29 protein-coding genes are annotated in these 25,023 nt (G+C 66.5%); 15 read left to right on the top strand and 14 right to left on the bottom strand.

Features of this window, described 5'->3' with window-relative positions; genetic code table 11:
• The first annotated feature begins 90 nt into the window (after positions 1-90).
• Together BMZ97_RS07455 and BMZ97_RS07450 are read left to right on the top strand one after the other, a co-directional pair.
• Positions 91-1,812 (top strand): AMP-binding protein, encoded by a 1,722-nt coding sequence (locus BMZ97_RS07455; protein ID WP_092167175.1) that lies wholly within the window; start codon positions 91-93, stop codon positions 1,810-1,812.
• A 110-nt stretch (positions 1,813-1,922) separates the two neighbouring features.
• Positions 1,923-3,029, top strand: a complete 1,107-nt coding sequence (locus BMZ97_RS07450) for a sulfite oxidase (RefSeq protein ID WP_092167173.1) — start codon at positions 1,923-1,925, stop codon at positions 3,027-3,029.
• A gap of 8 nt (positions 3,030-3,037) precedes the next feature.
• Here BMZ97_RS07450 and mtaB read toward each other — a convergent pair whose 3' ends face one another.
• Together mtaB and dapF are read right to left on the bottom strand one after the other, a co-directional pair.
• Positions 3,038-4,312 (bottom strand): tRNA (N(6)-L-threonylcarbamoyladenosine(37)-C(2))-methylthiotransferase MtaB, encoded by a 1,275-nt coding sequence (gene mtaB, locus BMZ97_RS07445; protein ID WP_092167171.1) that lies wholly within the window; start codon positions 4,310-4,312, stop codon positions 3,038-3,040.
• The gene (gene dapF / locus BMZ97_RS07440; protein WP_092167170.1) at positions 4,312-5,196 is read right to left on the bottom strand and encodes a diaminopimelate epimerase; all 885 of its coding nucleotides are present in this window, start codon (positions 5,194-5,196) and stop codon (positions 4,312-4,314) included. Before dapF ends, mtaB begins: the two co-directional genes overlap by 1 nt.
• 141 nt (positions 5,197-5,337) lie before the next feature.
• Here dapF and BMZ97_RS31185 point away from each other — a divergent pair, with 141 nt between their 5' ends.
• Positions 5,338-6,201, top strand: a complete 864-nt coding sequence (locus BMZ97_RS31185; RefSeq protein WP_175525465.1) for a GyrI-like domain-containing protein — start codon at positions 5,338-5,340, stop codon at positions 6,199-6,201.
• Positions 6,202-6,445: 244 nt separating this feature from the next.
• On the opposite strand, the gene BMZ97_RS07425 is transcribed toward BMZ97_RS31185, so the two are convergent.
• The 5 genes from BMZ97_RS07425 to BMZ97_RS07405 form a co-directional block, all read right to left on the bottom strand.
• Positions 6,446-7,504 carry an MBL fold metallo-hydrolase gene (locus BMZ97_RS07425; RefSeq protein WP_092167166.1) on the bottom strand — a complete coding sequence of 353 codons (1,059 nt, stop codon included), beginning with the start codon at positions 7,502-7,504 and terminating at the stop codon, positions 6,446-6,448.
• A 90-nt stretch (positions 7,505-7,594) separates the two neighbouring features.
• Positions 7,595-8,194 (bottom strand): class I SAM-dependent methyltransferase, encoded by a 600-nt coding sequence (locus BMZ97_RS07420; protein ID WP_092167164.1) that lies wholly within the window; start codon positions 8,192-8,194, stop codon positions 7,595-7,597.
• A 10-nt stretch (positions 8,195-8,204) separates the two neighbouring features.
• A complete protein-coding gene (locus BMZ97_RS07415) occupies positions 8,205-8,831 on the bottom strand; it encodes a LysE family translocator (RefSeq protein WP_092167162.1) in 627 nt (208 codons plus the stop codon).
• Positions 8,832-8,894: 63 nt separating this feature from the next.
• Positions 8,895-9,461 carry a CAP domain-containing protein gene (locus BMZ97_RS07410; protein WP_175525464.1) on the bottom strand — a complete coding sequence of 189 codons (567 nt, stop codon included), beginning with the start codon at positions 9,459-9,461 and terminating at the stop codon, positions 8,895-8,897.
• 71 nt (positions 9,462-9,532) lie between these two features.
• Positions 9,533-9,931 (bottom strand): hypothetical protein, encoded by a 399-nt coding sequence (locus tag BMZ97_RS07405; RefSeq protein ID WP_244546292.1) that lies wholly within the window; start codon positions 9,929-9,931, stop codon positions 9,533-9,535.
• A gap of 292 nt (positions 9,932-10,223) precedes the next feature.
• Here BMZ97_RS07405 and ffh point away from each other — a divergent pair, with 292 nt between their 5' ends.
• The 6 genes from ffh to trmD all read left to right on the top strand — a co-directional run bounded on the left by ffh (position 10,224) and on the right by trmD (position 14,500).
• On the top strand, positions 10,224-11,810 hold the full coding sequence (gene ffh, locus BMZ97_RS07400) for a signal recognition particle protein (RefSeq protein WP_092167158.1): 1,587 nt from the start codon (positions 10,224-10,226) through the stop codon (positions 11,808-11,810).
• Entirely contained in the window at positions 11,807-12,070 is a 264-nt protein-coding gene (locus tag BMZ97_RS07395) for a hypothetical protein (protein WP_069692704.1), read from the top strand. The genes ffh and BMZ97_RS07395 overlap by 4 nt, the downstream gene beginning before the upstream one ends.
• 43 nt (positions 12,071-12,113) lie before the next feature.
• Positions 12,114-12,473: a 30S ribosomal protein S16 gene (gene rpsP, locus BMZ97_RS07390; RefSeq protein WP_069692703.1), complete on the top strand. Its 360-nt coding sequence runs from the start codon at positions 12,114-12,116 to the stop codon at positions 12,471-12,473.
• Between the two features lie 151 nt (positions 12,474-12,624).
• Positions 12,625-13,149 carry a ribosome maturation factor RimM gene (rimM, locus tag BMZ97_RS07385; RefSeq protein WP_092167157.1) on the top strand — a complete coding sequence of 175 codons (525 nt, stop codon included), beginning with the start codon at positions 12,625-12,627 and terminating at the stop codon, positions 13,147-13,149.
• On the top strand, positions 13,139-13,810 hold the full coding sequence (locus tag BMZ97_RS07380) for an HAD family hydrolase (protein WP_092167155.1): 672 nt from the start codon (positions 13,139-13,141) through the stop codon (positions 13,808-13,810). Before rimM ends, BMZ97_RS07380 begins: the two co-directional genes overlap by 11 nt.
• Positions 13,811-13,813: 3 nt before the next feature.
• A complete protein-coding gene (trmD, locus tag BMZ97_RS07375; RefSeq protein WP_092167153.1) occupies positions 13,814-14,500 on the top strand; it encodes a tRNA (guanosine(37)-N1)-methyltransferase TrmD in 687 nt (228 codons plus the stop codon).
• 65 nt (positions 14,501-14,565) lie between these two features.
• Here trmD and BMZ97_RS07370 read toward each other — a convergent pair whose 3' ends face one another.
• Positions 14,566-14,784, bottom strand: coding sequence for a hypothetical protein (locus BMZ97_RS07370; protein WP_092167151.1), 219 nt, complete (start codon positions 14,782-14,784; stop codon positions 14,566-14,568).
• On the bottom strand, positions 14,774-14,974 hold the full coding sequence (locus tag BMZ97_RS07365; RefSeq protein ID WP_092167150.1) for a hypothetical protein: 201 nt from the start codon (positions 14,972-14,974) through the stop codon (positions 14,774-14,776). Before BMZ97_RS07365 ends, BMZ97_RS07370 begins: the two co-directional genes overlap by 11 nt.
• 128 nt (positions 14,975-15,102) lie before the next feature.
• On the opposite strand from BMZ97_RS07365, the gene BMZ97_RS07360 reads away from it, so the two are divergent.
• Positions 15,103-15,942 carry a DUF6502 family protein gene (locus tag BMZ97_RS07360; RefSeq protein ID WP_092167148.1) on the top strand — a complete coding sequence of 280 codons (840 nt, stop codon included), beginning with the start codon at positions 15,103-15,105 and terminating at the stop codon, positions 15,940-15,942.
• Positions 15,939-17,111: a hypothetical protein gene (locus BMZ97_RS31180; RefSeq protein WP_175525463.1), complete on the top strand. Its 1,173-nt coding sequence runs from the start codon at positions 15,939-15,941 to the stop codon at positions 17,109-17,111. The genes BMZ97_RS07360 and BMZ97_RS31180 overlap by 4 nt, the downstream gene beginning before the upstream one ends.
• Positions 17,112-17,158: 47 nt before the next feature.
• Here the strand turns inward: BMZ97_RS31180 and BMZ97_RS07350 are convergent, their stop codons facing one another.
• Complete coding sequence (locus BMZ97_RS07350; protein WP_092168710.1) at positions 17,159-18,286, bottom strand: PQQ-dependent sugar dehydrogenase; 1,128 nt, start codon at positions 18,284-18,286, stop codon at positions 17,159-17,161.
• Positions 18,287-18,385: 99 nt separating this feature from the next.
• A complete protein-coding gene (locus BMZ97_RS07345; RefSeq protein WP_092167147.1) occupies positions 18,386-19,360 on the bottom strand; it encodes a Bug family tripartite tricarboxylate transporter substrate binding protein in 975 nt (324 codons plus the stop codon).
• Between the two features lie 159 nt (positions 19,361-19,519).
• Here BMZ97_RS07345 and BMZ97_RS07340 point away from each other — a divergent pair, with 159 nt between their 5' ends.
• Entirely contained in the window at positions 19,520-20,332 is an 813-nt protein-coding gene (locus BMZ97_RS07340; protein ID WP_092167145.1) for a crotonase/enoyl-CoA hydratase family protein, read from the top strand.
• Between the two features lie 109 nt (positions 20,333-20,441).
• Here the strand turns inward: BMZ97_RS07340 and BMZ97_RS07335 are convergent, their stop codons facing one another.
• Entirely contained in the window at positions 20,442-20,921 is a 480-nt protein-coding gene (locus BMZ97_RS07335) for a YaiI/YqxD family protein (protein WP_092167143.1), read from the bottom strand.
• Between the two features lie 160 nt (positions 20,922-21,081).
• On the opposite strand from BMZ97_RS07335, the gene BMZ97_RS07330 reads away from it, so the two are divergent.
• Both BMZ97_RS07330 and BMZ97_RS07325 read left to right on the top strand, forming a co-directional pair.
• Positions 21,082-21,441 carry a DMT family protein gene (locus tag BMZ97_RS07330; RefSeq protein WP_092167141.1) on the top strand — a complete coding sequence of 120 codons (360 nt, stop codon included), beginning with the start codon at positions 21,082-21,084 and terminating at the stop codon, positions 21,439-21,441.
• The gene (locus BMZ97_RS07325; RefSeq protein WP_092167140.1) at positions 21,438-22,199 is read left to right on the top strand and encodes a class I SAM-dependent methyltransferase; all 762 of its coding nucleotides are present in this window, start codon (positions 21,438-21,440) and stop codon (positions 22,197-22,199) included. The genes BMZ97_RS07330 and BMZ97_RS07325 overlap by 4 nt, the downstream gene beginning before the upstream one ends.
• A gap of 116 nt (positions 22,200-22,315) precedes the next feature.
• Here BMZ97_RS07325 and BMZ97_RS07320 read toward each other — a convergent pair whose 3' ends face one another.
• Positions 22,316-22,762 carry a rhodanese-like domain-containing protein gene (locus tag BMZ97_RS07320; RefSeq protein ID WP_092167138.1) on the bottom strand — a complete coding sequence of 149 codons (447 nt, stop codon included), beginning with the start codon at positions 22,760-22,762 and terminating at the stop codon, positions 22,316-22,318.
• A 6-nt stretch (positions 22,763-22,768) separates the two neighbouring features.
• Positions 22,769-23,971, bottom strand: a complete 1,203-nt coding sequence (locus BMZ97_RS07315; protein ID WP_092167137.1) for a pyridoxal phosphate-dependent aminotransferase — start codon at positions 23,969-23,971, stop codon at positions 22,769-22,771.
• A 236-nt stretch (positions 23,972-24,207) separates the two neighbouring features.
• Here BMZ97_RS07315 and BMZ97_RS07310 point away from each other — a divergent pair, with 236 nt between their 5' ends.
• A complete protein-coding gene (locus BMZ97_RS07310; protein ID WP_092167135.1) occupies positions 24,208-25,023 on the top strand; it encodes a transglutaminase-like domain-containing protein in 816 nt (271 codons plus the stop codon).

The following is a 25,023-nucleotide window of genomic DNA, read 5'->3' as shown; positions in this document are numbered from 1 at the left end:
TGCGCCCGCCCATTCGGTTCCGCACTGTATGGTCACGAAAAAGCTCTGGCACGACCGTTCCTGCGGTCGCAAAGCCGGCGAGGTGGGAGGATGACCATGAATGCGATGAGCGGCGCCGCGGCGAAGCCTGACCCGCGTCCCTGGCTGGCGCATTATCCCGCCGCCGTGCCGCCAGAGCTCGATCCGGCCAAGGTCGGCACATTGGCCGATCTCGTCCACACCGCCTGCATGACCTATGCCGCGCGCCCGGCCTTCGAGAGCTTCGGCAAGACGATCAGCTTCGCCGAGACCGGCCGCGCCGCACAGGCCTTCGCCGCCTGGCTGCAGGCGCAGGGCTTCAAGAAGGGCGACCGCATCGCGCTGATGATGCCCAACATCCTGGCCTATCCGGCGACGATCTTCGGGGCGCTCATCGGCGGCTTCACCGTCGTCAACATCAACCCGCTCTATACGGCACGCGAGCTGACCCATCAGCTCAACGATTCCGGCGCGCGCGTGGTGGTGGTGATCGAAAACTTCGCCCATGTCGTCGAGGAGGCCAAGCCCAACCTCAAGCTCGACACCATCGTCATCGCCACCGCCGGCGACCTGATGGGCTTCAAGGGCACGATCGTCAATTTCGTCGCCCGCAAGATCAAGAAGGTGGTCAAACCCTTCAATCTGCCGGGCTCGATCGCGCTCAAGGGCATCCTGGCCGGGCCGGGCGTGATGGCTCCGGTAACGGTTACTCCGGACGACGTCGCCTTCCTGCAATATACCGGCGGCACGACCGGCGTCGCGAAGGGCGCGACGCTGACGCATCGCAACGTCGCCTCCAATGTCGAGCAATGCGCCTTGTGGCTGGGCTGGGCGCTGGAGCCGCCGCTGGGCCGCAGCGACTACCAGCACGTCATGGTCACGGCCCTGCCACTCTACCACATCTTCGCGCTGACCTGCTGCTGCATGTTCATGCTGCGCATCGGTGCCAAGGGGCTGCTCATCGCCAATCCGCGCGACATCGCCGGCTTCGTCAAATTGCTGAAATCGAGCCGGATCACGCTCTTCTCCGGCGTCAACACGCTCTACAACGCATTGGCGAACCATCCCGAGATCCGCCAGGTGAATTTCGAGGAGCTGCGCTTCGCGGTTGCCGGCGGCATGGCGACGCAAGCCGCCGTCGCCCGGCGCTGGAAGGAAGTCACCGGCCGGCCGATCGTCGAGGGCTATGGCCTGTCGGAGACCTCGCCGGTGGCCTCGGCCAACCGGCCCGATATTTCCGAGTTCACCGGCACGATCGGCTATCCGCTGCCCTCGACCGATTTCGCCATCCGCGACGCCGAGGGCCACGACATGGCGCCCGGCGAGGCTGGCGAGATCTGTATCCGCGGGCCGCAGGTCATGGTCGGCTACTGGAATCGCCCCGACGAGACGCAGAAGGTGATGACCGCCGACGGCTATTTCCGCTCGGGCGATGTCGGCGTGCTGTTGCCCGATGGTCAAATCAAGATCGTCGACCGGATGAAGGACATGGTCCTGGTCTCGGGCTTCAACGTTTATCCCAATGAGGTCGAGGATGTGCTCGCCAGCCATCCCGGCGTGCTGGAGGCAGCCGTGATCGGCCTGCCCGACGAGCATTCCGGCGAGGCCGTCACCGCCTTCGTGGTCAAGAAGGACGAATCGCTGACGGCCGAGGCTCTGCGCGCCTTCTGCAAGGACAGCCTGACCGGCTACAAGGTGCCCAAGCAGATCGTCTTCCGCGACAGCCTGCCCAAGACCAATGTTGGCAAGGTGCTGCGTCGTGCGCTGCGCGAGGAGGTCGCCTCCCACAAATGAGATGGCCAGCGGCTTGATCGCGCGGAGGGCGATGGCTAGTTTGCCCCGCCAAGGCCGAAGGCCTGCGCCATCCGCCGCGCGCGTCCGCGCGCCGACGAAAAGGTTGCTGATTGCCCCGTCGCCTTCTCGAACTCCCGCTGCTGCGCCGGCTGAAGCCTGGGCTCTATGTCCATGACGAGGAGGCACTGAACGCGGAGCCGGCGCTCGATTTGCTGGCCGAGCCGATCACGCCGATCGACGCCTTCTTCATCCGCAACAATGGCGATTTGCCCGAGACAGGGCCGGCGGAAGCCTGGCGATTGACGATCGATGGCGAAGTCGAGCGGCCGCTGGTCTGGTCGATCGCCGAACTGCGTGCGCGCTTCGAAACCGTCACCGTCACCGCCGTGCTCGAATGCGCCGGCAATGGCCGCTCGCAATTCTCACCCGCGACCGACGGCTTGCCCTGGCGGCTTGGCGCCGTCGGCTGCGCGCGCTGGACCGGCGTCAGGCTGAAGGATGTGCTGGAGGCGTCCGGCGTGAAGGCGGGCGCCGTCTATACCGCGCATTACGCGCCCGACCGAAACTTGTCGGATCCATCGCGGCCGGCCTTGTCGCGCGGCTTGCCGATTGCCAAGGCGCTGGCGCCGGAGACGCTGGTCGCCTTCGCGATGAACGGCGAGCCTCTGCCGCCACTGCATGGTGGACCGCTGCGCATCGTCGCGCCCGGCTTTCCGGGCTCGGCCTGGCAGAAATGGCTCGACCGGATTTCGCTGCGCGATGTCGAACATGACGGCGAGAAGATGCGTGGCACGGATTATCGGATGCCCCTGACGCCGGTGAAGCTGGGCGAGGCGATCGATCCAGCCCGGTTTTCCGTGATCACCGACATGCCGGTGAAATCGCTGATCACGGCGCCGGCGCTGGGGTTCAGCGTCGCGGTGGGATCGATCCTCGTCGTCGAGGGCTTTGCCTGGAGCGGAGCGATCCCGCTGGCGGGCCTGCGTGCCTCTTGCAACGGCGGGGCAAGCTGGCTCGTGGCGGAGCTTGAGGAGGGGGAGGGGCCGTTCGCCTGGCGGCGCTTCCGGCTGGGTTTCCCGATCGAGCGGGCGGGACCGCTTGCGATCGTGACGCAAGCGCACGATGTCGAGGGGAATGTCCAGCCCTTCGAGACGCCATGGAATCCGCGCGGCTACTGCAACAATCAAGCGCAGCGGGTGAGCGGCACGGCGCGGTAGGGAGCCTGTTAAGCCGCAATTAGCGCCTTATCATCGGCCGCTTCCGTCGCCACCGCCACGATCTCGCCCGGCACGACGTCGCGTTGGAAGCGCACCAGCGTGAAATCTTCGGCGCGGCCGGTGTTGCCGCGTTCGGTCAAGACCGAGAGCGGCCGGCCGAGGCGGGCGTCGAGGTGCCGCTTATGCGCGTCGCGAGCGGCCTCGCGCAGGCGGCTCGCCCGTTCCGAGACGATACCGCCGGGCAATTGCGGCATGCGCGCGGCCGGCGTGCCCGGGCGCGGCGAATAGGGGAAGACGTGGACGAAGCTCAGGCCGCATTCCTCGACCAAGGCGAGCGAGCGCGAGAACATCGCCTCGTCCTCGGTCGGGAAACCGGCGATCAGATCAGCGCCGAAGACGATGTCGGGCCGCAAGGCCCGCATCTCCGCGCAGAAGCGGATCGCATCCTCGCGGCCGTGCCGGCGCTTCATCCGCTTCAGGATCAGATTGTCTCCGGCCTGCAGCGAGAGATGCAGATGCGGCATCAGGCGCGGTTCGGTCGCGATCGCCTCGCGGAGTTCATCATCGACCTCGACCGCATCGATCGAGGAGAGGCGCAGGCGCGGCAATTCGGGCAAGGCGCGCAGGATCGCCTGCACCAGCTGGCCCAAGGTCGGTGCGTCCCGCAGGTCGCGGCCATAGCTCGTCAGGTCGACGCCCGTCAGCACGATCTCGCGTGCGCCGGCTTCGCTCAGCCTGCGGCATTGCGCGACCGCCTCGCTCAGCGCAAGCGAACGCGAATTGCCCCGGCCGAACGGGATCACGCAGAAGGTACAGCGATGGTCGCAACCGTTCTGGACCTGGACGAAGCCGCGTGTATGGGCGGCAAAGCGGCCGGTCCGGGCATCGGACAGGACCGTCTGCGCCATGATGTCGGAGACGGCGATCTTGTCGTCGGCTGCGGCCTCGTCGTCGCCGAGCAGGCTGTTGGAGCGGGCAAGCGCCGCCCATGTCCCGGGCTTCATCTTCTCGGCATTGCCGAGAACGCGCGCGGTTTCCGGCATGGCGGCGAAGCGAGCGGGTTCGATCTGCGCGGCGCAGCCCGTCACCACCACCGGCCGGCCGGGCTGCTCGCGCTTCAACCGGCGGATCGCCTGCCTGGCCTGGCGCGTCGCCTCACTGGTGACGGCGCAGCTGTTGACGATGGCGAGATCGTCGAGGCCAGCCGCCTGCGCCCGCTCGCGGATCGCCTCGCTTTCGACGATATTGAGGCGGCAGCCGAAGGTGACGACCTCCAGCGCCATCAGGCGGCCCTCTCGAACCAGTCCGGCTCGAGCACGCCCTCCCATTCGAAGGCGACCGGGCCGGTCATCAGCACATGGCCGTCGCGCTCGCGCCATTCGATGGTGAGATCGCCGCCGGGCAGGCTGACGACTGCCTTGCGGGCGGATAATTCGCGCCGCACCGCCGCGACCAGGGCTGCGCAAGCGCCCGAGCCGCAGGCCTGGGTGATGCCGGCGCCGCGCTCCCAGACGCGCAGCACGATGTGATCGGGCGCCGTCACCGCCGCCAGTTCGATATTGGCGCGGTCTGGGAAGATCGGGTGGTTTTCCAGCAGCGGCCCGATCTGCTCCAGATTGAAGCGATAGGGATCGTCGACGAAGAAGACCGCATGCGGGTTGCCCATATTGACCGCGCAGGGCGTGTGCAGGATCGGGTCGTCGATCGGGCCGATCTGCAATTCGAAGTGGGCGGTGTCGTGGAACGGCTCGGCGAGCGGGATTTCGTCCCAGGCGAGACGGGGCGCGCCCATATCGACGGTGAAGATGAGCTCACTCTCGCGCACAGCCGGCAGGAGGCCGGCCTTGGTCTGGAGCGTCAGCCTGGTCTTGGACGGATCGCCCATCGCAGGGTCGGCCATCATCGCCCAGGCGACGCAGCGCGTGCCATTGCCGCAGGCGCCGGCTTCCGAGCCGTCAGTGTTGTAGATCCGGACATAGGCGTCGGTGCCGGGCGTCGCGGCGTCGTGCAGCACCATGAGCTGGTCGAACCGGGCGCCGGGTTGCGCCGCAATGGCGCGGGCGTCGGATTCACTGACGCGCAGCTGCGACCCGCGCAGGTCGAGCACGGTGATCTGGTTGCCCAGACCGTTCATCTTCAGGAACCGGCGGGTTGCCAGAGCGTTCATTCGGTCACACGTCCATAAACTACGGCGTCTATGAGGGAACCGACGCGAAAAAGCCACCCTTCGCCCGTTCCTGCGTGAAGGTGGACATTCTATGTTGCGCTGCAAGGGCGCGAATCGTTCTTTTTGGTCAGGACCATGATGATGCGGCATTCCCGGATTGGTGTTCTGGCGCTCGCAGCGCTGCTTGGTGCCGCCATGCCGGCCTTCGCGCAGACGCGCGTCGCGCCCCCGACGGCTGTCGATTCCGCGCCGCTCGCGCCGCCGCCGGGTGCGGCCGCTCCTGCGCAGGCGCAGGCCGCTCCCCCGGTGGCCGAGCCGCAGCCGGTTCAGCCGCCGCCTGTGCTGCAGGGGCCTGCCGCGCCGCAGCCCGTCCAGCCCCCGCCGGCCTCGCCGCTCCCGCCCGAGCCGCAACCGGTCCAGCCGCCCCCGACCCTGCCGGCTCCCGGCCCGGCGCTGCCGGTGCCGCCCGTGCCGCAGCAGCAGACGGGCCTGCCTGATCCGAATGCGACGCTCGCCGGCAAGAGGGGCGATTCGAGCGATGTCGATGCCGTCCTGCTTGTCTCCAAGCCGGTGCTGTCGCTTGCCGGCCAATCGAGCTGGGATCAAGGCTTTCAGCGCCTGAGCGAGAGCTTCAAGATCCTGCGCGAAGAGGCGGCCAAGGCCGGGCTGCCGATCGCCGGCCGGCCGCTGACGCTCTTCGTCGAAACCGACGACAACGGTTTCCGCTTTGAGGCGATGCTGCCGGTCGGGCAGGCGCCGGAAGGCTCGCGGACCTCGGAGTTCGCGCGCGGCGTCAAGGTTGGCCTGTCGCCGGCCGGCCCCTCGCTGCGCTTCGTCCATGTCGCGCCCTATGACGACATCGACTCGACCTATGAGACGATCACGGCCTATCTCGAGGCCAAGAGCATCGTGGTGAAGGACGCCTTCCTCGAGGAGTATGTCAGCGATCTGAACGATCCGGGCGATCCGAACCTCGAGATCAACGTCTACGTCCAGCCGAAGTGAGAGGCCTTACACAAGCGCCACGTCATCCCGGACAAGTCGCCCTCGGGTCCGGCCTTCGGCCGGCCCAAGGACAGGCTCCACGACGCAGATCCGGGATCCATCGGAGGGCTCTCATCTAAGAGTTAGAGCAGGATGCGAAAAACCGGTTCCCACTTTTTCGCATCCTGCTCTGGGATGGATTCCGGGTTTTCGCTGCGCGTCGCCCGGAATAACGGCGTGCTTTTCCTGGAAAGCGTTCCGGGCTTCAGGCCGTCCAGCTCAGCCCCGGCCGCATCGGCCTGAAGCGCTCTTCCGGCAGGCCGGCTTGCGCCAGGGCTGCCTTCAGCGCCTGCGGCGGGCGCTCGATGCCCTCGTCGGTGAGCTGGAACGTGCCCCAATGATGGCCGATTGCCTGGCGCGCCTTGAGTGAGGTCATCACCTTCACGGCCTCTTCCGGGTTCATGTGGTTGTCCGACATGAACCAGCGCGGCTCATACGCACCGATAGGCAGTACGGCGAGATCGAATGGGCCATGCTCTTGGCCGAGCCGCTCATAGAGCGAGCCGTCATGATAGCCGGTGTCGCCGATATGGAAGACCTTCGTTCCGTCGGTCTCGATGACGAAGGAGCACCACAGCGCCATGCGCCGATCGAGCGCGCCGCGCGCCGACCAGTGATAGGTCGGAACCAGTGTCGCCGAGATCGTATCCGACAGAGCAACGCGGTCACCCCAGTCATGAGCCTGCGTCAGCGCGTCGGGAATGCGCGCCTTGACGATGGTGTCGTTGCCGAGCGGCATGATCATGCGCGGCATGTCGCGGGCATGGATGCGGGCCAGCGTCGCGAGATCGAGATGGTCGTAATGATTGTGCGTGATCAGCACGATGTCGATCTTCGGCAGATCGTCGAAGGCCACGCCGGGTTCGTTCACGCGCTTGGGGCCGGCAAAGGAGAACGGGCTGGCACGCTGCGCATAGACCGGGTCGATCAGCAGGTTCAGCCCTGCAACCTGGTACAGGAAAGAGGCGTGGCCGAGATGGACGATGCGAACGCCCTCGACGCGCGCCGGCGGCTTGTCCTGCGGCGGGGCCGGGTAACGCTCGGGAAAGGCCTCGCGTCCGCGCTTGGAGGTCTGCCATCTCCAGATGTCGAGCAGCCCCTTGGTGACGGGGCGTCCGTCGCTGAAGCTCAAGCCATCGAAATGGGCGGTGACGGGGCCCTGGTAATAGGGATTGCGCGAGCGCGTGAGCGTCGCCCAGGCGGCACCCGTCGAGCCGAACAGAGCGGTGAGGCCGAGGAAGGAGAGGAGCTTGCGACGATTCATGGTGTCAGAAGTGGGGCGTGAGTGCGCTGGATCAAGTCCGGCGATCCTGAAGCATGCCGATGCCTCCGCCCAGAGGAGGATGGCCCATCGTCACGGCATCTTGAACGCAAACACATGCAGCCACCGGGTCGGCTCGCCATCATAGCCGCCGCCCATGTCTTCGTCGATGTCGAGTTTGCGCCAGCGGTCGGCATCGTATGCGCCGCGCAGCCAATCTGGCGACGGGTAGTTGTAATAGCGCCCGAAGCGATCACGGCCCTCAGCGGTACCGGCCTTGAAGCTGGCATAGAACACGCCGCCCGGTTTCAGCGCAGCTTGTACCTTGCCGATGATCGCTGGCAGCGCTTCGCGCGGCACATGCAACAGGCAGGCATTGGCCCAGATGCCGTCGAAGGCATCGGTTTCGTCCAAATCTTCGAACAGCAGCACTTCGACCGGCCGCCCGAGCCGCCGCGCGGCCTGGCTGGCCAGTTCCGGCGAGCCATCGGTCGGTGTCACCGCGAAGCCGCGCGCCAGCAGCGCCTCGCTGTCCTGCCCGCCGCCGCAGCCGAGTTCGAGAACGCTACCCCCGGCCGGGAGTGCGGCGGCGAATGCATCGAGGCGGCCGTATCTGACCTTGCGCGTCCGCCCGGCATAAGTCCCGGCCTCGACCGCGTAGAAGTCGAGGGTGGCGGTGTCCTTGCCGGGCATAGGTTGCGCCTCAGTTGCTGCCCGAGCGCACCGCAACCGTCGCGATGCCCGCCCCGACCAGCAGCGTGCCGCCGGCCTTGTTGAACAGCCCGATCGCGCGCGGATTGCCGATCAGCGAGCGGGCGCGCGAGGCGACCAGCGCGTAGCCGAAGGCATTCGCGAAGGCGAGGGTGATGAAGGTCGCCTCGAAGATCAGCATCTGCGTCCAGAAATCGCCCTTCGCATCCAAGAACTGCGGCAGGAAGGCGACGAAGAAGGTTATGCTCTTGGGGTTCAACGCCGTCACCAGCCAGGCGTGGGCGAGCATCTTCCAGGGCGAGACGGCGTCCTGGCGCGGCTTGGCGTCGAGCGTGCCGCCGGCGCGGAAGAGCTTGATTCCGAGATAGATGAGATAGGCCGCTCCGACCCATTTCAGCGCGGTGAAGATGGTGGCCGAGGCCGCCAGCAGCGCGCCGACGCCGAGCATGGAAAGCGTCATCGCGGTGAAATCGCCGAGCGCGACGCCCACCGCCATGGGGAAGGCCGTGCGCCAGCCCTGGCCGAGCGCATAGGAGATCACCAGCAGGATCGTCGGGCCGGGAATCACCAGCAGGACGGCGGTGGCGGCGGCAAAGGCGGCCCAGGCTTCGAAGGTCATGACGGCAGGCTCCAGTGGTAGAGGGGCGGAGCAATCCCCAAGCGCGGCGAGTTGTAAAGAGGGCTAGCGGATGGCCGGCGCGCTCGCGCCGAACGGCCCCGTGGTGATCTCTCGTCGCTTTTCCGGTTCGCCGGCAATCTCCAGCGCCCACCAGGCCCCGTATTGCGTCTGGGGGGCCTTGGCCAGCGCGATGCCGAAGCGCGTCGCTTCGGGCATGCGCAGATTGATGTCGTGGCCGGAAGACGCTTTCCAGCCCGCGAAGGCCTCCTCGGTCGAATAATAGCCGCCGCCGACGTTCTCCGCCGTACGCCCCGCGTTCAGGCCGGCGCCATGGACGCGGGAGACGAAGCTGCCGCCGGCATCATGGGAGAGCATGTTCGCCGCGGCCATCGCATTGGCCTGGTGCTGGGCCATGGCGGTCAGCGTCGGGTCGAGCCTGACCGGGCCGAGGCCTTGGCTGGCGCGATAGGCGTTGAAAATGCGAGTGGCGGCGGCTGTGTCGAGCTTCACAGCGGCCAAGCGCTCGGTGGCTGTGGCGCTGAGAGGCGCGGTGCTGCGCGGATCGCCGGCACAGCCGGCGGCGACCAGGGTCATGGCGAGCGTCGCCATGCGGAAGAGCTGCAGATCCATCGTCGCCTTTCGATCGGTCGGGTGCGCCATGCTTGTACCGGTACCGTAATTTCAGCGGTTATGCGACGATCTCAGCCGCGGCCGCCGGCGATGACACGGCAGAGCGCGTCGCGGACATAGCCTTCCGGCGCGACCTGGCCCTGCTGGACGACGAAGGCGGCGGTGACGCGCAGGGTCTGCGGCCGCCCCGAACCGGTGGTTTCCTGGATCGCGACGACGGAGCTCGTGGCCTTGTCGACGCGGATACCGGCGAAGCCCTCCGCTGCGACCGCGGCCGCCAGGTTCTTCAACACGGCCGCCGGTGCGCGATTCGTGACGAGATCCCAACTGCGATAGGTCAGGCCGGTCACCATCGGAACGCCATCGGTCTTGAAATTATTGCGGCAGGCCTGCTGGGCCTGGGCTTGCGACAGGCTGAGGAGCAAGGCAGTGAAGGCAAGGGCTGAAAGGGTCGTCGTCTGCGCGACCATGCCAGGTCCCTGATGAAAATTTGGGCGCGCCTTTAACCCTCAGGGTTGTGGCTGGGGCAAGTGTTCGCGCCTCCACGTGCCTCATCTGATGTGCCAATCTTGACTTTCGCCACAATCTTCGGCTTTAACCCGCGCATTCGTTTCGCCGACATCGTCGAGACCACATCAGCCGACCAGGCCGCTCATCAGAGCCTTGCGAGCCCGGAGGTCAACGCCCGACAGCGCGTCTGCGCCCTCGGGCGCGAAACCGTTTGGCGATAGGGCTTTTCGTTTCGGCTCGTTGAGGCACAGCATGTTCGGCACTTTGAGCGACAGGCTATCGGGCATCCTCTCGGGTCTCACCCGCAGGGGTTCGCTGACCGAGGAGGACGTCAACGCCGCGCTGCGCGAGGTGCGCAAGGCGTTGCTCGAGGCCGACGTCGCGCTCGAGGTCGTGCGCTCCTTCACCGAGAAGGTGCGCGAGCGGGCTGTCGGCGCGGAAGTGCTGAAATCGGTCACGCCCGGCCAGCAGGTCATCAAGATCGTCAATGACGCGCTGATCGACATGCTCGGCGGCGAAGGCGAAGGCATCACGCTCGATGCCGTGCCGCCGGTTCCGATCCTGATGGTCGGTCTTCAGGGCTCGGGCAAGACGACCTCGACGGCCAAGATCGCCAAGCGCCTGACCGACCGCAACAAGAAGCGCGTCCTGATGGCCTCGCTCGATACGCGGCGGCCTGCCGCGATGGAGCAGCTCGCCATCCTGGGCAAGCAGGTCGGCGTCGAGACCTTGCCGATCGTGGCCGGCCAGAGCGCCGTGCAGATTGCGCGCCGCGCGATCGAGGCCGGCAAGCTCGGCGGCTATGACGTCGTCATGCTCGACACCGCCGGCCGCGTCACGCTCGACGACACGCTGATGGCGGAAGTCGCCGAGGTGAAGGCTGCGACGAACCCGCATGAAGTGCTGCTCGTTGCCGACGCGCTGACCGGCCAGGACGCCGTCAACACGGCGCGGGCCTTCGATGCGCGCGTTGGCCTCACCGGCATCGTCCTGACCCGTATGGATGGCGACGGCCGCGGCGGCGCGGCGCTCTCGATGCGCGCTGTCACCGGCAAGCCGATCAAGCTCGTCGGCACCGGCGAGAAGGTCGATGCGCTCGAGGATTTCCATCCCTCGCGCGTCGCCAACCGCATCCTCGGCATGGGCGACATCGTCGGCCTGGTCGAGCGCGCGGCCGAGACGGTCGATGCCGACAAGGCTCAGGCGCTGGCGCAGCGTCTCGCCAAGGGTAGTTTCGACCTCTCCGACATGCGCATGCAATTGCAGCAGATGGAGAAGATGGGCGGACTTGGCGGCGTCATGGGCATGCTGCCCGGCATGAAGCAGATGCAGGGTCAGCTCGCCAATTCCGGCGTGAACGACAAGATGATCAAACGCCAGATCGCCATCATCGATTCGATGACGGCGGCCGAGCGCAAGAACCCCGATCTGCTCAAGAACAGCCGCAAGAAGCGCATCGCCGCGGGCTCGGGCACCTCGCCGGAGGCGATCAACAAGCTGCTCAAGATGCATCGCGGCATGGCCGACATGATGAAGGCGATGAGCAAGCAGAAGGGCGGCATGCTCGGCAAGCTCGGCCAGATGTTCGGGATTGGCGGCGGCGGCATGGGCGGATTGCCGGGCGGGCTCGACCCGTCAAAGATGGATCCGGCGCAACTCGCCGAACTGCAGAAGCAGATGGGCGCAGGCGGCGGCATGCCGGGCCTGCCGCCGGGCGGTTTCCCGGGGCTGCCCAAGGGCGTCACCCCGCCTGCCGGCATGATGCCGAAGCTGCCGGGACTGGGCAGCGGTCTCCCGGGGCTTGGGGGCAACAATCCCTTCGGAGGGAAGAAGAAATGACCAAACCGACCGATATGCGCGTCGGCATGTTCGACGTGTTCAAGCAGGTGAAGGCGCGTCTCGACGACGCCAACCTGTCCTACGAAACCTCATCCTACCGGGACGACGCCTTCTCCTTCTTCGTGCATGCGCCCGGAGAATATTGGGAGATCGACGTTCTCGAGGACGGCTCCATCGATCTCGAAGTCTTCACGTCGACCGGCATGAAGGACGATCCCTGGGCCATGATCGATCAACTGGTCGACGACAACAAAGCCTGAGTTAAACCCAACCCAAAACGATACCCAACCAAGGAAGACGCGAATGTCCCTCAAGATCCGCCTGACCCGTGGCGGCGCCAAGAAGCGCCCGTACTACCGCATCGTCGTCGCCGACGCCCGCTCGCCGCGCGATGGCCGCTTCATCGAGAAGATCGGCTCCTATGATCCGATGAAGGCCAAGGATTCGGCCGAGCGCGTCGTGCTCGATCTCGAGAAGGCCAAGGATTGGCTCGCCAAGGGCGCCCAGCCGACCGACCGCGTGCTGCGCTTCCTCGACGCCGCCGGCCTCGCCAAGCGTCCGGCCCGCAACAACCCGAACAAGGCCCTTCCCGGCGAGAAGGCCAAGGAGCGCGCCGAGAAGAACGCCGCCAAGAGCGCTGCCCCGGCTGAAGCCGAGGCGTGATGCAGCCCAAGGCTCGCGACGCGATTCGTCATGGTCGGGCTTGTCCCGACCATGCACGTCTTCGCTCGTCGCGTGCCGTGGCCAAGACGTGGATGCTCGCCACAAGGGCGAGCATGACGGAGGAGCCCGTTGTCGTGCGGTGTTTCACACTATGACGGCTGACAACCTCGTCCTGCTCGGCGTCATCGGCGCAGCTCATGGCATCAAGGGCGAGGTCCGGATCAAGGCCTTCACCGGCGATCCGCTGGCGATCGCCGATTACGGCCCACTCAGTGACGAGACGGGCCGGCGTTTCGAGATCGCCGATATCCGCCCGGCCAAGGAAGTGGTCGTCGCCCGGCTCAAGGGCGTGACCAGCCGCGAGGCAGCCGAGAGCCTGGCCGGGGTGAGGCTCTTCGTCGCCCGCGACAAGCTCCCGCCGGTCGAGGATGAGGACGAATTCCTGCAGGCCGATTTGATCGGCTGTGCCGTCGTCGGGCCCGATGGCGCGGTGCTCGGCACGGTGACGGCTGTCGCCAATTACGGCGCCGGTGATCTGCTCGACATCGCGACGCCCGATGGCCGCTCGGTGCTGATGCCCTTCACCGAGGCTTTCGCGCCGCGTATCGACGTCACGGCCCGTCGTATCGAGGCCGAGCCGCCCGAGGGCCTGTTCGAGGTCGATGATGACAAGTAACGGTCCCGTCCGCGCCCTGATCTTCGATATGGACGGTACCATCGTCGACAATATGCGCTTCCATGAGGATGCCTGGGAGCATCTGCATGTGACGCATGGATTGCCGTTCGACCGCGACAGCTTCTTTTCGCACACCGCCGGCATGGCGGTCGGCGAGATCATCAGCCCACTCTTTCCCAATGCCACTCCGGCCGAGATCGAGGCGATGGGCAAGGAGAAGGAACTCTTCTACCGGCGGAACTACGGCCCGCATGTCGTGCCGATGCCCGGCCTTCTCGACCTGATGGCGCGGGCCGATGCGGCCGGCGTGCCGATGGCTGTCGCCACGGCGGCTCCGCCCGGCAATATCGACATCGTGCTCGACACGCTGGGCCTGCGCTCGCGCTTCGCCACGATCATCGCGCCGTCCCAGGGATTTCGCGGCAAGCCGAATCCGGACCTGTTCCTTGGGGCTGCCGAACGCATGAAGGTCGCGCCCGATGCCTGCGTCGTCTTCGAGGACGCGCCCAACGGCGTCGAGGCCGCACGCCGCGCCGGCATGCGCGCAGTTGCGATCCTGAGCATGCTCGGCGCGAAGGATTTCGCCGGCTTTGACAATGTCATCGCCAGCGCGAAGGATTTCGCGGCACTGGACGGGCTGCCTGCGCTGCGCTTTGCTTGAGCGATGGCTTTTCGCGCCTCCATCCTGACGCTCTATCCCGAGATGTTTCCCGGCCCGCTTGGCGTCTCGCTGGCGGGCGAGGGGTTGCGCAAGGGCCTGTGGTCGCTGGAGACACACCAGATCCGCGATCATGGCATCGGCCGCCATCGCAATGTTGACGACAACCCGGCGGGCGGCGGGGCCGGCATGGTGCTGCGCTGCGACGTGCTGGCTGCGGCGATCGATGCGGCGGTTCCCGCTGACGACAGCCGGCCGCGCCTGCTGATGTCGCCGCGCGGCCGCAGGCTTGATCAGGGGCTGGTGCGAGAATGGGTGGCGGGCGAAGGCGTCGTCATCGTCTGTGGTCGTTTCGAGGGCGTCGACGAACGCGTCATCGAGGGGCGCGGCCTGACCGAGATCTCCGTCGGCGACTATATCCTCTCGGGCGGCGAAATGGCGGCGCTGCTGCTGCTCGATGCTTGTGTGCGCCTGATTCCCGGGGTGATGGGCAAGGAATTGTCGGGCCAGGACGAAAGCTTCGAGAACGGCCTGCTCGAATACCCGCACTATACGCGCCCGCGCGAATGGGAGGGCAGGGGCCTGCCCGAGGCGCTGCTCTCGGGCGATCATGCCCGCATCGCCAGATGGCGGCGCGAACAGGCGGAGATAATCACGCGCGAGCGGCGGCCGGATCTGATCGGCAAGGTCTGATCGGCAAGGCTTGACCAGCAAGCTAGCTCAGCCGGCGCCCTCGCGACCCGATTCCGTCCGGGCCGCTATTCCAGTCCGAGCATGAAGACCGCATAGGGCACGGCGAAGACGAAGCCGATGATCAGCCCGAGCATGAAGATGATCAGCCCGGTGTTGAGGTCGAAGGTTGCTGCCTCCTGCGTGCCCGCTTTCGCCTGGCGCGCAGGCTGAGCCTTGCGATTGGCCGGTTCGAACGCGTTCATCGAGAAGACCTGGTTGGCGGCAACGACACGTTCAGCGCGCATGGGTCTGCAACAAGAAATGGGTCTGCAACAAGAAATGGGTCTGCCACAGGAAGACGAGATAGGGCGTCGCGAAGGCGCAGCCGAGCCACAGGCAACGGCGAAGCCGGGCAAGCCCGGCGTGGTGGCTCCGTTGCGAGGCCGGGCGGTCGATCGTGAGGGGAGGCTCTGCGGTGAAGCTGGCGGCGACCATGTTTGTCTCGAAGGTTTCGTGTGGGTATATTTCCCACATATAAATCGGGGCGAGTTGCCCACGTCAAGAGTGCGGCGCAAAAATTTTGTGGGATTGTGTCCCACGTCATGATTGGGTAAGGGAGAGCGATGACATTCGTGCCGCCGCGTTCCGCCCCGGAAGCCGCCGCGCTGCAGGGGCCACTCGCTCGCCTGCTGCGGCCATTGGTGCGATTATGCATTCGCAGTGGCACGACCTTTCCGGCGCTGGCCCAGCTCCTGCGCGAGCTTTACGTCAATGTGGCCGAGCATGATTTCGGCCTGCCGGGCAAGGAACAGACGGATAGCCGCGTCAGTCTGCTGACGGGTATCCACCGCAAGGAGGTCAGCCGGTTGCGCGGTGCCGGGGCCCCGGTCGCGACCGTGCCGGCCTCTGTCTCGCGGACCTCGTCTATCGTCTCGCGCTGGCTGGCCGATCCGGCCTTCAGCGCGCCTGACGGCAAGCCATTGCCGCTGGCGCGCCTGGCGGGCGATGCCGAGCCCTCCTTCGAGGCTCTCGTCGCTTCGGTGACGCGTGATGTCCGGCCGCGCGCCGTACTCGACGAATGGCTCGACAGCGGCCTCGTCAGCCTTGATGGCGAGGGGCGGGTCGTACTCGCCGAGGCGGCCTTCATCCCGCGTGGGGACGATGAGCGGAAGCTCTATTATTTCGGCCGAAACCTGCACGATCATGTCGCTGCGGCAGTCTCCAACGTGCTCGCCGCCGAACCGCCCTTCCTGGAGCGCGCCGTGCATTATGACGGTCTCTCGCCGGAGCTGGCCCGCAAGCTTGAGCAGCGCGCCCGGGTGCTGGCCCTGGAGGCTCTGCAGACGGCTAATCGCGAGGCGCATGCTGCCTGCCTGACGGATTCGGGCGGCTCGGCGCGTTGGAATTTCGGTGTCTATGTCTATGGCGAGGCGACCGGCGCAGATGCCGGCGGGCCGAGGTGAGGCGCGTTTCCCTGCTCTCGCGCCGCCATTTGCTGGCCCTGCTCGCCGGCGGCCTTGTCTTGCCGGAAACGATGCAGCGCCTGCAGGCGCAGACGGCTGGAGACCGGGGCATTGGCGGCACGGGAGCTGCGCCCTCCACCGAGGCCAGCGGGGATCGCGGCATTGGCGGCACTGGCTTCGTCGGCACCATTCGCCGTTTCGGCAGCATCATCGTCAACGATGTCCGCATCGCCTATCCGCCGCGCGTCCCGGTGACGATCGACGGCAGATCCGCATCGCCGCGGGATCTGCGCCTCGGCCAGGTCGTGCGCGTGGCGACCAGGCCGGGGACGGCAGGGCCGGTCACCTCCCGGATCGCGGTGGTGCACGAGGTCGTCGGCCGGATCCGTGAGATCGCGGATGGGACGATGAATGTGCTCAACCAGCGCGTCGATGTGTCTGGGTTGGAGCCTGCGCCTTGGTGGCGCCCGGGCGCATATGTTGCGGTCAGCGGCCTGCGCCGGCCGGACGCTGTCATCGTGGCGAGCCTGGTCGAGCCGGCCAGGGTGGGGCGCGACCGCGTCACCGGTACGGTCGAAGCCGATGATGAAGGGCTTTGGATCGGCGGGCTGAAGCTCGCCGGGGCTGACCCCGCTTGGGTCGGGCAACGCCTCGTCGTGACCGGCCGGCCGACCGCTGCGGGCTTCGTCGTCGCGCATATGGCGCCCGAGGCGCTGCCGATTGAACAGGGCGTGACACGGCTGTCGCTCGAGGCCTTCCTGCGCCGCGAGGGTGCGAATCTGCGCTTCGGCAGCGGCCTCGCCTTTGCGGACGCTGCTGGCGTGGCATCGATCCCCGATCTGACGACGGCACGTGCAGTGGTCGAACTGATGGTCGATACACAGGGCGGGCTGAGCCTCGCCGCGATCCGGGTCGAGGGCGGCGGCAACGGCTCGGAAGGCGGTGGCGGCTCCGGCAGCGGTGCGCCCGGCCCCGGTGGTGCAGGGCCTGGTGGCCCGGGAGCCGGTGGTCCCGGAGGCGGACCGGGCGGAGGCCCGGGAGGCGCTAGTGGCGAGAGCGGCGGTGGCGGCCCCGGCGGTGCTGGTGGAAGTGGCGGCGGTCCCGGTGGCGGAGGCGGTGCCGGTGGAGGTGGTGGCGGCTCCGGTGGCGGAGGAGGGGGACCGCGCTGAGCTTTCGGGGCAGGACTGCCGCAGGCACCCGCCGAATAAGCGGCCGATCACCGTGTCGGGCGCACCCTCAGCACTTTCCCATTGGCATCGTCGCTGAGCAGATAGAGATAGCCGTCCGGTCCCTGGCGGACATCGCGGATGCGCTCGCCCAGCGTGGTCAGCAGCCGCTCCTCGCCGCTGACCGTCTCGCCGCTGGTTGAAAGCCGGATCAGCATCTGGCCGGCGAGCGCCCCGACGAAGAGCGAGTTCCTCCAGGCCGGCCAGACGCTGCCCGTATAGAAGGCTGCTCCCGAGGGCGCGATCGACGGGTCCCAATAGAACAGCGGCTGCTCCATGCCGGGCTTGGCGGTGCCCTCGCCGATCTTGGCACCGGAATAGTCGACGCCATAGGTGATGACGGGCCAGCCATAGTTCAGTCCGGCTTTGGGCGTGTTGACCTCGTCGCCGCCTCGCGCGCCGTGCTCGGCGGTCCAGAGTTGGCCGGTGTCGGGGTGGAGCGCTGCGCCCTGCACGTTCCGGTGGCCGATCGACCAGATCTCCGGCTGCCAGCCCGGCTTCTTCGGATTATCGGCGGGCGTGCCGCCTTCGGGACGGATGCGGATGATCTTGCCGAGATGGTTCCCCGGATTCTGGGCCTGGTCGCGCTCGCTGTAGCGGTCGCCGACCGTGACGAAGAGCGCGCCCGTGCGGTCGAAGACGAGCCGCGATCCGAAGTGCAAGGTGCTGTTGATCGCCGGCATCTGCCGGAAGATGACAGCGACATTCTCCAATCCCGTGCCGTTGGCGTTGAGCTGACCGCGCGCCACACTCGTGCCGTTGCCGCCGACGCGAGGCTCGGAGAAGGAGAGATAGATCAGCCGATTCTCGGCGAATTTCGGATCGAGCGCCACGTCGAGCAGGCCGCCCTGGCCTCGGCCTGCGACATTGGGCAGGCCGGTCAATGGCCGCGAGAGCGCGCCGTCACTGGAGACGATCCGCAGCCGGCCCGGGCGTTCCGTCACCAGCATGCGGCCATCGGGCAGGAAGGCGAGGCCCCAGGGATGCTCCAGCCCGCTCGCCACGGTCTCGACCAGAAGCTCGCCTGCGCTGGAGGGATAGCGCTGCTGGGCCTGGGCTGACGCGAAAGGCAAGGACAGGGCGGCCGCGAGCGCCAGAGCGAGGACGGGTCGATGCATCATGGCGCTCCTGATCCGACGTCAGACAGTCAGATAGGAACAACCGCGCTGATCACCACTCGGTTGCTTCCAACTCACGCTGACGTGAGTTGGCGTGCGTCATTCCGGCTTCACGCCGGCATCGGCGATGATCTGCTTCCAGGTCGCGATCTCCTGGAGATGATAGGGCCTGAAGGCGTTGGGATCGCGGACCTTCAGCGTGAAGCCGAGCTTCAGGATCGCCTCGGTGATCGCGGGCTTGGCGATCGCCGCCATCACCGCCTTGGAGAGCTGGTCGAGAATGGGGGCGGGCGTCGCCGCGGGGGCGAAGAACGCCGCCCAGCTATCGGCATCGGCATTGCTCACGCCCTGTTCGCGCAAGGTCGGGATGTCCTTGGCGCGCGGGTTGCGCTCGGGGCTCGCCAAGGCAAGCGCGCGCATCGTGCCGGCGTTGATCTGTTCAAGCACGCTCGGCAGCGTCGAATTGGCGATGTCGATGCGCCCGCCAACGATCTCCTGCACCAGGGGAGCTGCCCCGCGGAAGGGCACATGCGTCATCTTGATGCCGGTGCGCTGCATGAACAATTCCATCGCAAGATGCGAGCCCGAGCCGACGCCTGTCGAGCCGTAGTTCAGCTTGCCCGGATCGGCCTTGGCCAGCGCGATCAGCTCCGCGATGGTCTTTGCGGGTAGGTCGTTGCGCACGACGAAGGCATGCTCGAAGGCGCCGACGCCGCAGAGCGGCGCAAAATCCTTGACCGCGTCATAGCCCGGTTCCTTCAGCAGGAACATGTTGTTGCCATGCGTCTGGTTGTTGCCGAAGACGATGGTGTAGCCGTCGGCTGCACTATGGGCGACGGCGCGCGTCCCGACCGCGCCCGAGGCGCCGGCGCGGTTGTCGACCAGCACGTTCTGGCCAATCGAACTCGACATCTCCTGCGCCACGAAGCGGGCGATGGCGTCGGTGGGGCCACCTGCCGGATAGGGCACGACGAGACTGATCGGCCTGGCCGGGAAGCTCTGTGCCCGGACGATCGACGGAGCGAAGACGGCCCCGGCCATCAGGCCGAGCGCGGAACGGCGGGTCAACGACATGAATTTCCTCCCCGGCGCCCAATTTGGAGACGGGCTTTGGTTCTTGGTGATTTACGGACAAAGACGTCATGCGTCCAGCGGCTGCTGGATAGGTAGCCAAGGCCTGTAGCCTGCGTGAAAGGCAGACCAGCAACGACAAAAGACAAGGGAGGAGATCCAATGACCATCCGCATCGAACGCGCCGGCAAGGTCGCGACCGTGATCCACAGCCGGCCCGAGGCGCGCAATGCCATGGATCCAGAGAGCGCCGAAGCGTTGACCAAGGCATTTCTTGAACTCGATGCGGAGCCCTCTGTCTCGGCGATCGTGTTCTGGGGCGAGGGCGGGGCTTTTTGCGCTGGCTGGGATTTGAAATATGCGCAGGCCTTTACCGATGCGGCGCGATTCCAGGCCGAGATCGTCGAGGGGCTCGCTTTCTCCGCCGATGGAAGCACGTCGCCGCGCGGGCCGATGGGGCCGTCGCGACTGGAGATGAGCAAGCCGTTGATCGCGGCGATCGAAGGGCCGGCAGTGGCGGGCGGGATGGAACTGGCGCTCTGGTGCGATGTTCGTGTGATGGCGGAGAATGCCTATTTCGGGGTCTATTGCCGGCGCTGGGGCATCCCGCTGATCGATGGCGGCACGGTGCGGCTGCCGCGCCTCGTCGGGCAAGGTCGCGCGCTGGAGATCATCATGACCGGCCGCAAGGTAGAGGCGCAGGAGGCGCTGCGGATCGGGTTGTGCGAGCAGATAGCGCCGCGCGGCCAAGCACGGGCGGTGGCCGAAGCGATGGCGCAGCAGATCGCTCGCTTTCCGCAAGGCGCGATGCTCGCCGACCGCCGCAGCGCGATCGCCGGCTACGGTTTGCCCGTGCGCGAGGCCCTGGCGCGAGAGTGGGGCGGCGGCGTTGCTACGATTGCGACGGAGGGCGCCGCTGGAGCGGGACGGTTCGCCAGCGGCAAGGGGCGCGGCGGGGATTTCGGAGATATCTGAGACTGAACGTCATTCTCAGGCGGAGCGAAGCCTCGACTCGGGAGCCGTCTGGGCGCTTTCTTCGGGCAAAGGCGGTCGGCTCAAGGCCGGTCATGGCGATTTTGACGGGCTACCCTGCAAGCCCCGCCCGCTTCAAACGCTGGATCGCCAGGTCGAGCGCCTGCAGGAAGGCCGAGCGGTCCTTCGGCGAGAACGGCTTCGGTCCGCCGTTTGCCGCACCCATCGCCCGCAGATCCTCCATCATGTCGCGCGTTGCCAGCGCCATACCGATCGAGGCGTCGGTAAAGGGTTTTCCGGTCGAACCTATGACGTCGGCGCCGGCCTTGATGCAGCGATCGGCGAGCGGGATGTCGGAGGTGATGACGATAGACCCGCGCGATACGCGTTCGGCGATCCAGTTGTCGGCGGCGTCGAAACCGTCCGAGACGATCACGCGCTCGATCCAGGGCTCGCGCGGCACAGCCATGAAGCTGTTGGCGACGACGAAGACCTTCAGGCGATGGCGCTCGGCGACGCGGTAGATCTCCGGCTTTACCGGGCAGGCATCGGCATCGACATAGATGGCGATCGTTTTGGGATGATCCGTCATCGGTTCGCTATAGCAGGCCTGTCCTGCTGGTGAAGGGCGATTGCGCTCGACTAACGTCGGTGCCATCGCATCCCCGCGCTTTGGCTGGCCCCGACTCCGTCGGGAACAGTGCAGCCACCCTAGAGTTGTCCAGCGTCCCGCCAACGGAACCATTTTCTCCATGCCCGCAATCTCCGCCGCGCATATCCTGCCGATCGTCATGCTGATCGGCTCCAATGTCTTCATGACCTTCGCCTGGTACGGGCATCTCAGCTACAAGAGCACGGCGCTCTGGATCGCCATCCTGGTCAGCTGGTCGATCGCGCTGGCCGAATACATGCTGGCCGTGCCGGCCAACCGCATCGGCTCTGCGGTCTATTCCGCCGCCCAGCTCAAGACGATGCAGGAGGTCATCACCCTGACCGTCTTCGCGCTGTTTTCGGTGTTCTGGCTGAAGGAGCAGCTGAGCTGGAACCACGCCATTGGCTTCGCGCTGATCGCAGCCGGAGCCTTCTTCATCTTCCAGGGCAAGGTCGCGTGACGAGGATTCCCTCGCCCGGGCATCCTGCTGTCGCTGCCTATCTCGCGCAGGGCTATGACAGCGTCGTCGGCATGTCCTCGCGCTTTGCCGCCGCGACCTGCGCGCGGCTGCTGCGGCTCCAGACGGAAATGGGCATGGGCGGGCCGCTGGCGGAGATCGGCGCTTTTGAGGGCCGCTTCTTCATTGCGCTGGCGCACGCCTTGGAGCCCGGTGAGCTTGCGGTCGCGCTCGACATCTTCTCCTGGCCCGATGATGGGGTGAAGGGCCGCTTCGAGGCCAACTGCCTGAAGCATGGCATCGGGCCCGAGCGGCGCGTTACCGTAAAGGGCGACAGCGGCGCGATGATGCCAGCCGAGCTGATGGGCCATGCCGGCGGTTCGCGCTTCCGCTTGATCCATATCGACGGCGAGCATTCGCGTGCGGCGCTCGGCAAGGACCTCGCCCTCGCCACGGCCTGCCTCACTGAGGGCGGGCTGATCGTGCTCGACGACATGCTGCATCCGGGCTACCCGACATTGATGGTGACGGTGCAGGCCTATCTCGAGGCCAATCCGGAGATCGTGCCGCTCTGCGTGATCGACCGTGAGACCATCGTCGGCGCGACCAAGTTCGTGCTCTGCGAGAGGGCTTGGTTCGAGCGCTACCAGGAGCGGCTGCTCGCGATCTTCGAGGCTTTCATCTGGCCGCTGGGAGCCGATTTCGAGCCGCATTGGTGCCTAGTGCTATCACAGGACACAAGGCTGGCGGAGATCACCTGATCCACAGGGCGGTCAGAGCGTCTTCGAGCGAAGCGGACACAGATTAGCGTAAAGACAACGCGGCAAAACAAGGAGCTGGAGCTGTTGAACGACGCACAACTGGATCGGAAACGGCTCTAGGGCGCCACCGGCAGCTTCTCCGACAGCCATCCGCCCGGCCCCAGCATGCCACCGCGGACCATGACGAGATCGCGCCAGCCGCGGCCGGCGAGCTTCGCTTGAATGCTGGCTGCCAGCCCGCCGCTGCGGTCGATCAAGGCGATGCGCTTGCCGGGATGGTCGAGGCGTATGCCTGCGAGCCGGACCTCGAAGCCGGCCGACTCGGAGTCGAGCCTGAGCGCGCCTTGCGGGACGCCGGTGTCGGTCCATTCGTCGGGTGTGCGGATATCGATGACGAGCAGGGCGCCGGCCGTGAGGCCGTCATGGGCCTCGCGGGCCGACAGCGTGCCCGAGCTTTGCGCGCGGGCGGTTTCCGCCAGCACTATCGAGAACAGTGCCACCAGCAGATGGCGGCGGGGCAGGGGGCGAGCGGCAGCCTGCGGCCGGCTCTCGCCCCCTGACATTGAGTCTCAGCGCAGTTCGGCGCAGAAGCGCTGGATGCGGCGGCAGGCCTCTTCCAACTTCTCGTCGGAGGTCGCGTAGGAGATGCGGAAGTTGGGCCCGAGGCCGAAGGACGAGCCGTGCACGGCGGCGACGGCCTGATCTTCCAGCAGCCCCATCACCAGATCTTCATCGGTCTCGATCGTCTTGCCGTTGGGCAGCTTCTTGCCGATCAATGCCGAGCAGTCGGGATAGACGTAGAAGGCGCCTTCGGGCTTGGGGCAGACCAGTCCGCGCGTCTGGTTCAGCATGGAGACGACGAGGTCACGCCGACGCTCGAAGGCCTTGCGGAACACCGGAATGTGCTCCTGCGTGCCGTCCAACGCCTCGACCGCGGCCCATTGCGAGATCGCCGAAGTGCCCGAGGTCTGCTGGCCCTGGACGAGGTCCATGGCGTTCATCAGATGCTGCGGGCCTGCCGCGTAGCCGATACGCCAGCCGGTCATGGCGTAGGACTTCGAGACGCCGTTCATGGTCAGCGTGCGCTCGTAGAGGCCGGGCTCGACCTGGGCGGGCGTGACGAATTTGAAGTCGCCATAGACGAGGTGCTCATACATATCGTCCGTCAGCACCCAGACATGGGGGTGGCGCATCAGCACATCGGTCAGCTTCTTCATCTCGGCATGGCTGTAGGCCGCGCCGGAGGGGTTCGAAGGCGAGTTGAGGATGACCCACTTGGTCTGGGGCGTGATGGCGCGCTCAAGTTCCTCCGGCTGGAGCTTGAACTCGTTCTCGATCTTGGTCTCGGCGAAGGTCGGCGTTCCCCCGCAGAGCGCCACCATCTCGGGATAGCTGACCCAATAGGGCGAGACGCAGACGACCTCGTCGCCCGGGTTCAGCGTGGCGAGCAGGGCGTTGTAGATGACGTGCTTGCCGCCGGTGGAGACGATGGTCTGACTCGGCTTGTAATCGAGGCCGTTCTCGCGCTTGAGCTTGCGCGTGATCGCCTCGCGCAATTGCGGGATGCCGGAGACCGGCGTGTATTTGGTCTCGCCGCGGCGGATGGCGGCGATGGCGGCTTCCTTGATGTGGTCGGGCGTGTCGAAATCCGGTTCGCCAACGGAAAGCGAGATCACGTCCTTGCCCTGCGCTTTCAGGTCGCGGGCCTTCTGCGTGATGGTGATGGTCGCAGACGGCTTCACGCGCTTCAGGGCGTCGGCAAGAAAGGCCATGGGACTGATCTCCGGGGAGCGGACAAGGTAGCGCCGATGCTGGCGCGCGCGTGGTTTAGGACTCAAGCGCTGCCACCGCAAGCAAGAGTGCTTGATCATTCGCAGAAGCAATATGAATTCGCCCGGTGTCTTGGCTGGTGGTGGCCATATCGCGTTGGCCGGAAACGTGCATGGTGGCTGGATCGGCTGAGGGGCCACTCATCACCAGCGCGCAATCGTCGTGCGGAAGGCATCGCGTGAAACTCAGGATCGGCTACGAGCTCGACTACGACTTCCCGCAACCGACCCCGATTATCCTGATGCTGCATGTGCATTTCAGCCGGGTCTCCGATCTCACCGCGCCCGACCATATGCGCATCAGCCCCTCCGTCCCCGTCAGCGCCTATCGCGACGTGTTCGGCAATTGGTGCAGCCGGCTGCTCGCGCCGCAGGGCCATATGCGGATCACGGCCGATGCCGTGATCTCCGATACGGGCCTGCCTGAATCCTTCAATCGCAATGCGGGGCAGGTTCCAGTCGAGCAATTGCCGGAGGAGTGCCTCACCTTCCTGATCGCGAGCCGATTTTGCGACTCCGACCGCCTGCTCGATCTTGCCTGGCAGCTCTTCGGGCACACGCAGCCCGGCGCGCCGCGCGTTCAGGCGATCTGCGATTTCGTCAACCGGCGCATCGCCTTCAACTACAACGACGCCAGCGTAACGCGCACCGCGTCGGACGCCTATCGCGAGGGGCGCGGCGTCTGCCGTGACTATGCCCATCTCGCCATCGCCTTCTGCCGGGCGATGAACATCCCGGCGCGCTACTGCACCTGCTATCTCGGCGATATCGGCACGCCGAAGCCCTGGCCGCCGGGCGATTTCGCGGCGTCCTTCGAGGCTTATCTCGAGGGCGGCTGGCAGATGTTCGATCCGCGCAACAATGTCGCGCGCATCGGCCGGGTGCTGATCGCGCGCGGCCGCGACGCTGCCGACGTTGCCATCGCAACCACCTTTGGCCCCAACGTGCTGACGAGCTTCAAGGTCTGGACCGACGAGGTGGCGGAGGCGGCGTAG

It is taken from the genome of Allobosea sp. OK403 (genome assembly GCF_900113835.1).
Classification (GTDB): Bacteria; Pseudomonadota; Alphaproteobacteria; order Rhizobiales; family Beijerinckiaceae; genus Allobosea.
Note: the sequence above shows the minus strand (reverse complement) of the source record. Positions and strands in the feature narration are given on the sequence as shown.

Bases quoted from the DNA above. Each gene is read 5' to 3' on its own strand.
- BMZ97_RS07370 (WP_092167151.1), bottom strand. From the start codon at position 14,784: ATGCGCGCTGAACGTGTCGTTGCCGCCAACCAGGTCTTCTCGATGAAC.
- dapF (WP_092167170.1), bottom strand. From the start codon at position 5,196: ATGAACGCTCTGGCAACCCGCCGGTTCCTGAAGATGAACGGTCTGGGC.
- BMZ97_RS07410 (WP_175525464.1), bottom strand. From the start codon at position 9,461: ATGGATCTGCAGCTCTTCCGCATGGCGACGCTCGCCATGACCCTGGTC.
- BMZ97_RS07395 (WP_069692704.1), top strand. From the start codon at position 11,807: ATGACCAAACCGACCGATATGCGCGTCGGCATGTTCGACGTGTTCAAG.
- rpsP (WP_069692703.1), top strand. From the start codon at position 12,114: ATGTCCCTCAAGATCCGCCTGACCCGTGGCGGCGCCAAGAAGCGCCCG.
- trmD (WP_092167153.1), top strand. From the start codon at position 13,814: ATGGCTTTTCGCGCCTCCATCCTGACGCTCTATCCCGAGATGTTTCCC.
- BMZ97_RS07350 (WP_092168710.1), bottom strand. From the start codon at position 18,286: ATGCATCGACCCGTCCTCGCTCTGGCGCTCGCGGCCGCCCTGTCCTTG.
- BMZ97_RS07425 (WP_092167166.1), bottom strand. From the start codon at position 7,504: ATGAATCGTCGCAAGCTCCTCTCCTTCCTCGGCCTCACCGCTCTGTTC.
- BMZ97_RS07415 (WP_092167162.1), bottom strand. From the start codon at position 8,831: ATGACCTTCGAAGCCTGGGCCGCCTTTGCCGCCGCCACCGCCGTCCTG.
- BMZ97_RS07315 (WP_092167137.1), bottom strand. From the start codon at position 23,971: ATGGCCTTTCTTGCCGACGCCCTGAAGCGCGTGAAGCCGTCTGCGACC.
- BMZ97_RS07380 (WP_092167155.1), top strand. From the start codon at position 13,139: ATGACAAGTAACGGTCCCGTCCGCGCCCTGATCTTCGATATGGACGGT.
- BMZ97_RS07320 (WP_092167138.1), bottom strand. From the start codon at position 22,762: ATGTCAGGGGGCGAGAGCCGGCCGCAGGCTGCCGCTCGCCCCCTGCCC.
- BMZ97_RS07340 (WP_092167145.1), top strand. From the start codon at position 19,520: ATGACCATCCGCATCGAACGCGCCGGCAAGGTCGCGACCGTGATCCAC.
- BMZ97_RS07360 (WP_092167148.1), top strand. From the start codon at position 15,103: ATGACATTCGTGCCGCCGCGTTCCGCCCCGGAAGCCGCCGCGCTGCAG.
- BMZ97_RS07345 (WP_092167147.1), bottom strand. From the start codon at position 19,360: ATGTCGTTGACCCGCCGTTCCGCGCTCGGCCTGATGGCCGGGGCCGTC.
- BMZ97_RS07330 (WP_092167141.1), top strand. From the start codon at position 21,082: ATGCCCGCAATCTCCGCCGCGCATATCCTGCCGATCGTCATGCTGATC.
- BMZ97_RS07455 (WP_092167175.1), top strand. From the start codon at position 91: ATGACCATGAATGCGATGAGCGGCGCCGCGGCGAAGCCTGACCCGCGT.
- BMZ97_RS07335 (WP_092167143.1), bottom strand. From the start codon at position 20,921: ATGACGGATCATCCCAAAACGATCGCCATCTATGTCGATGCCGATGCC.
- BMZ97_RS07365 (WP_092167150.1), bottom strand. From the start codon at position 14,974: ATGGTCGCCGCCAGCTTCACCGCAGAGCCTCCCCTCACGATCGACCGC.
- BMZ97_RS07405 (WP_244546292.1), bottom strand. From the start codon at position 9,931: ATGGTCGCGCAGACGACGACCCTTTCAGCCCTTGCCTTCACTGCCTTG.
- mtaB (WP_092167171.1), bottom strand. From the start codon at position 4,312: ATGGCGCTGGAGGTCGTCACCTTCGGCTGCCGCCTCAATATCGTCGAA.
- BMZ97_RS07420 (WP_092167164.1), bottom strand. From the start codon at position 8,194: ATGCCCGGCAAGGACACCGCCACCCTCGACTTCTACGCGGTCGAGGCC.
- BMZ97_RS31185 (WP_175525465.1), top strand. From the start codon at position 5,338: ATGCGGCATTCCCGGATTGGTGTTCTGGCGCTCGCAGCGCTGCTTGGT.
- ffh (WP_092167158.1), top strand. From the start codon at position 10,224: ATGTTCGGCACTTTGAGCGACAGGCTATCGGGCATCCTCTCGGGTCTC.
- rimM (WP_092167157.1), top strand. From the start codon at position 12,625: ATGACGGCTGACAACCTCGTCCTGCTCGGCGTCATCGGCGCAGCTCAT.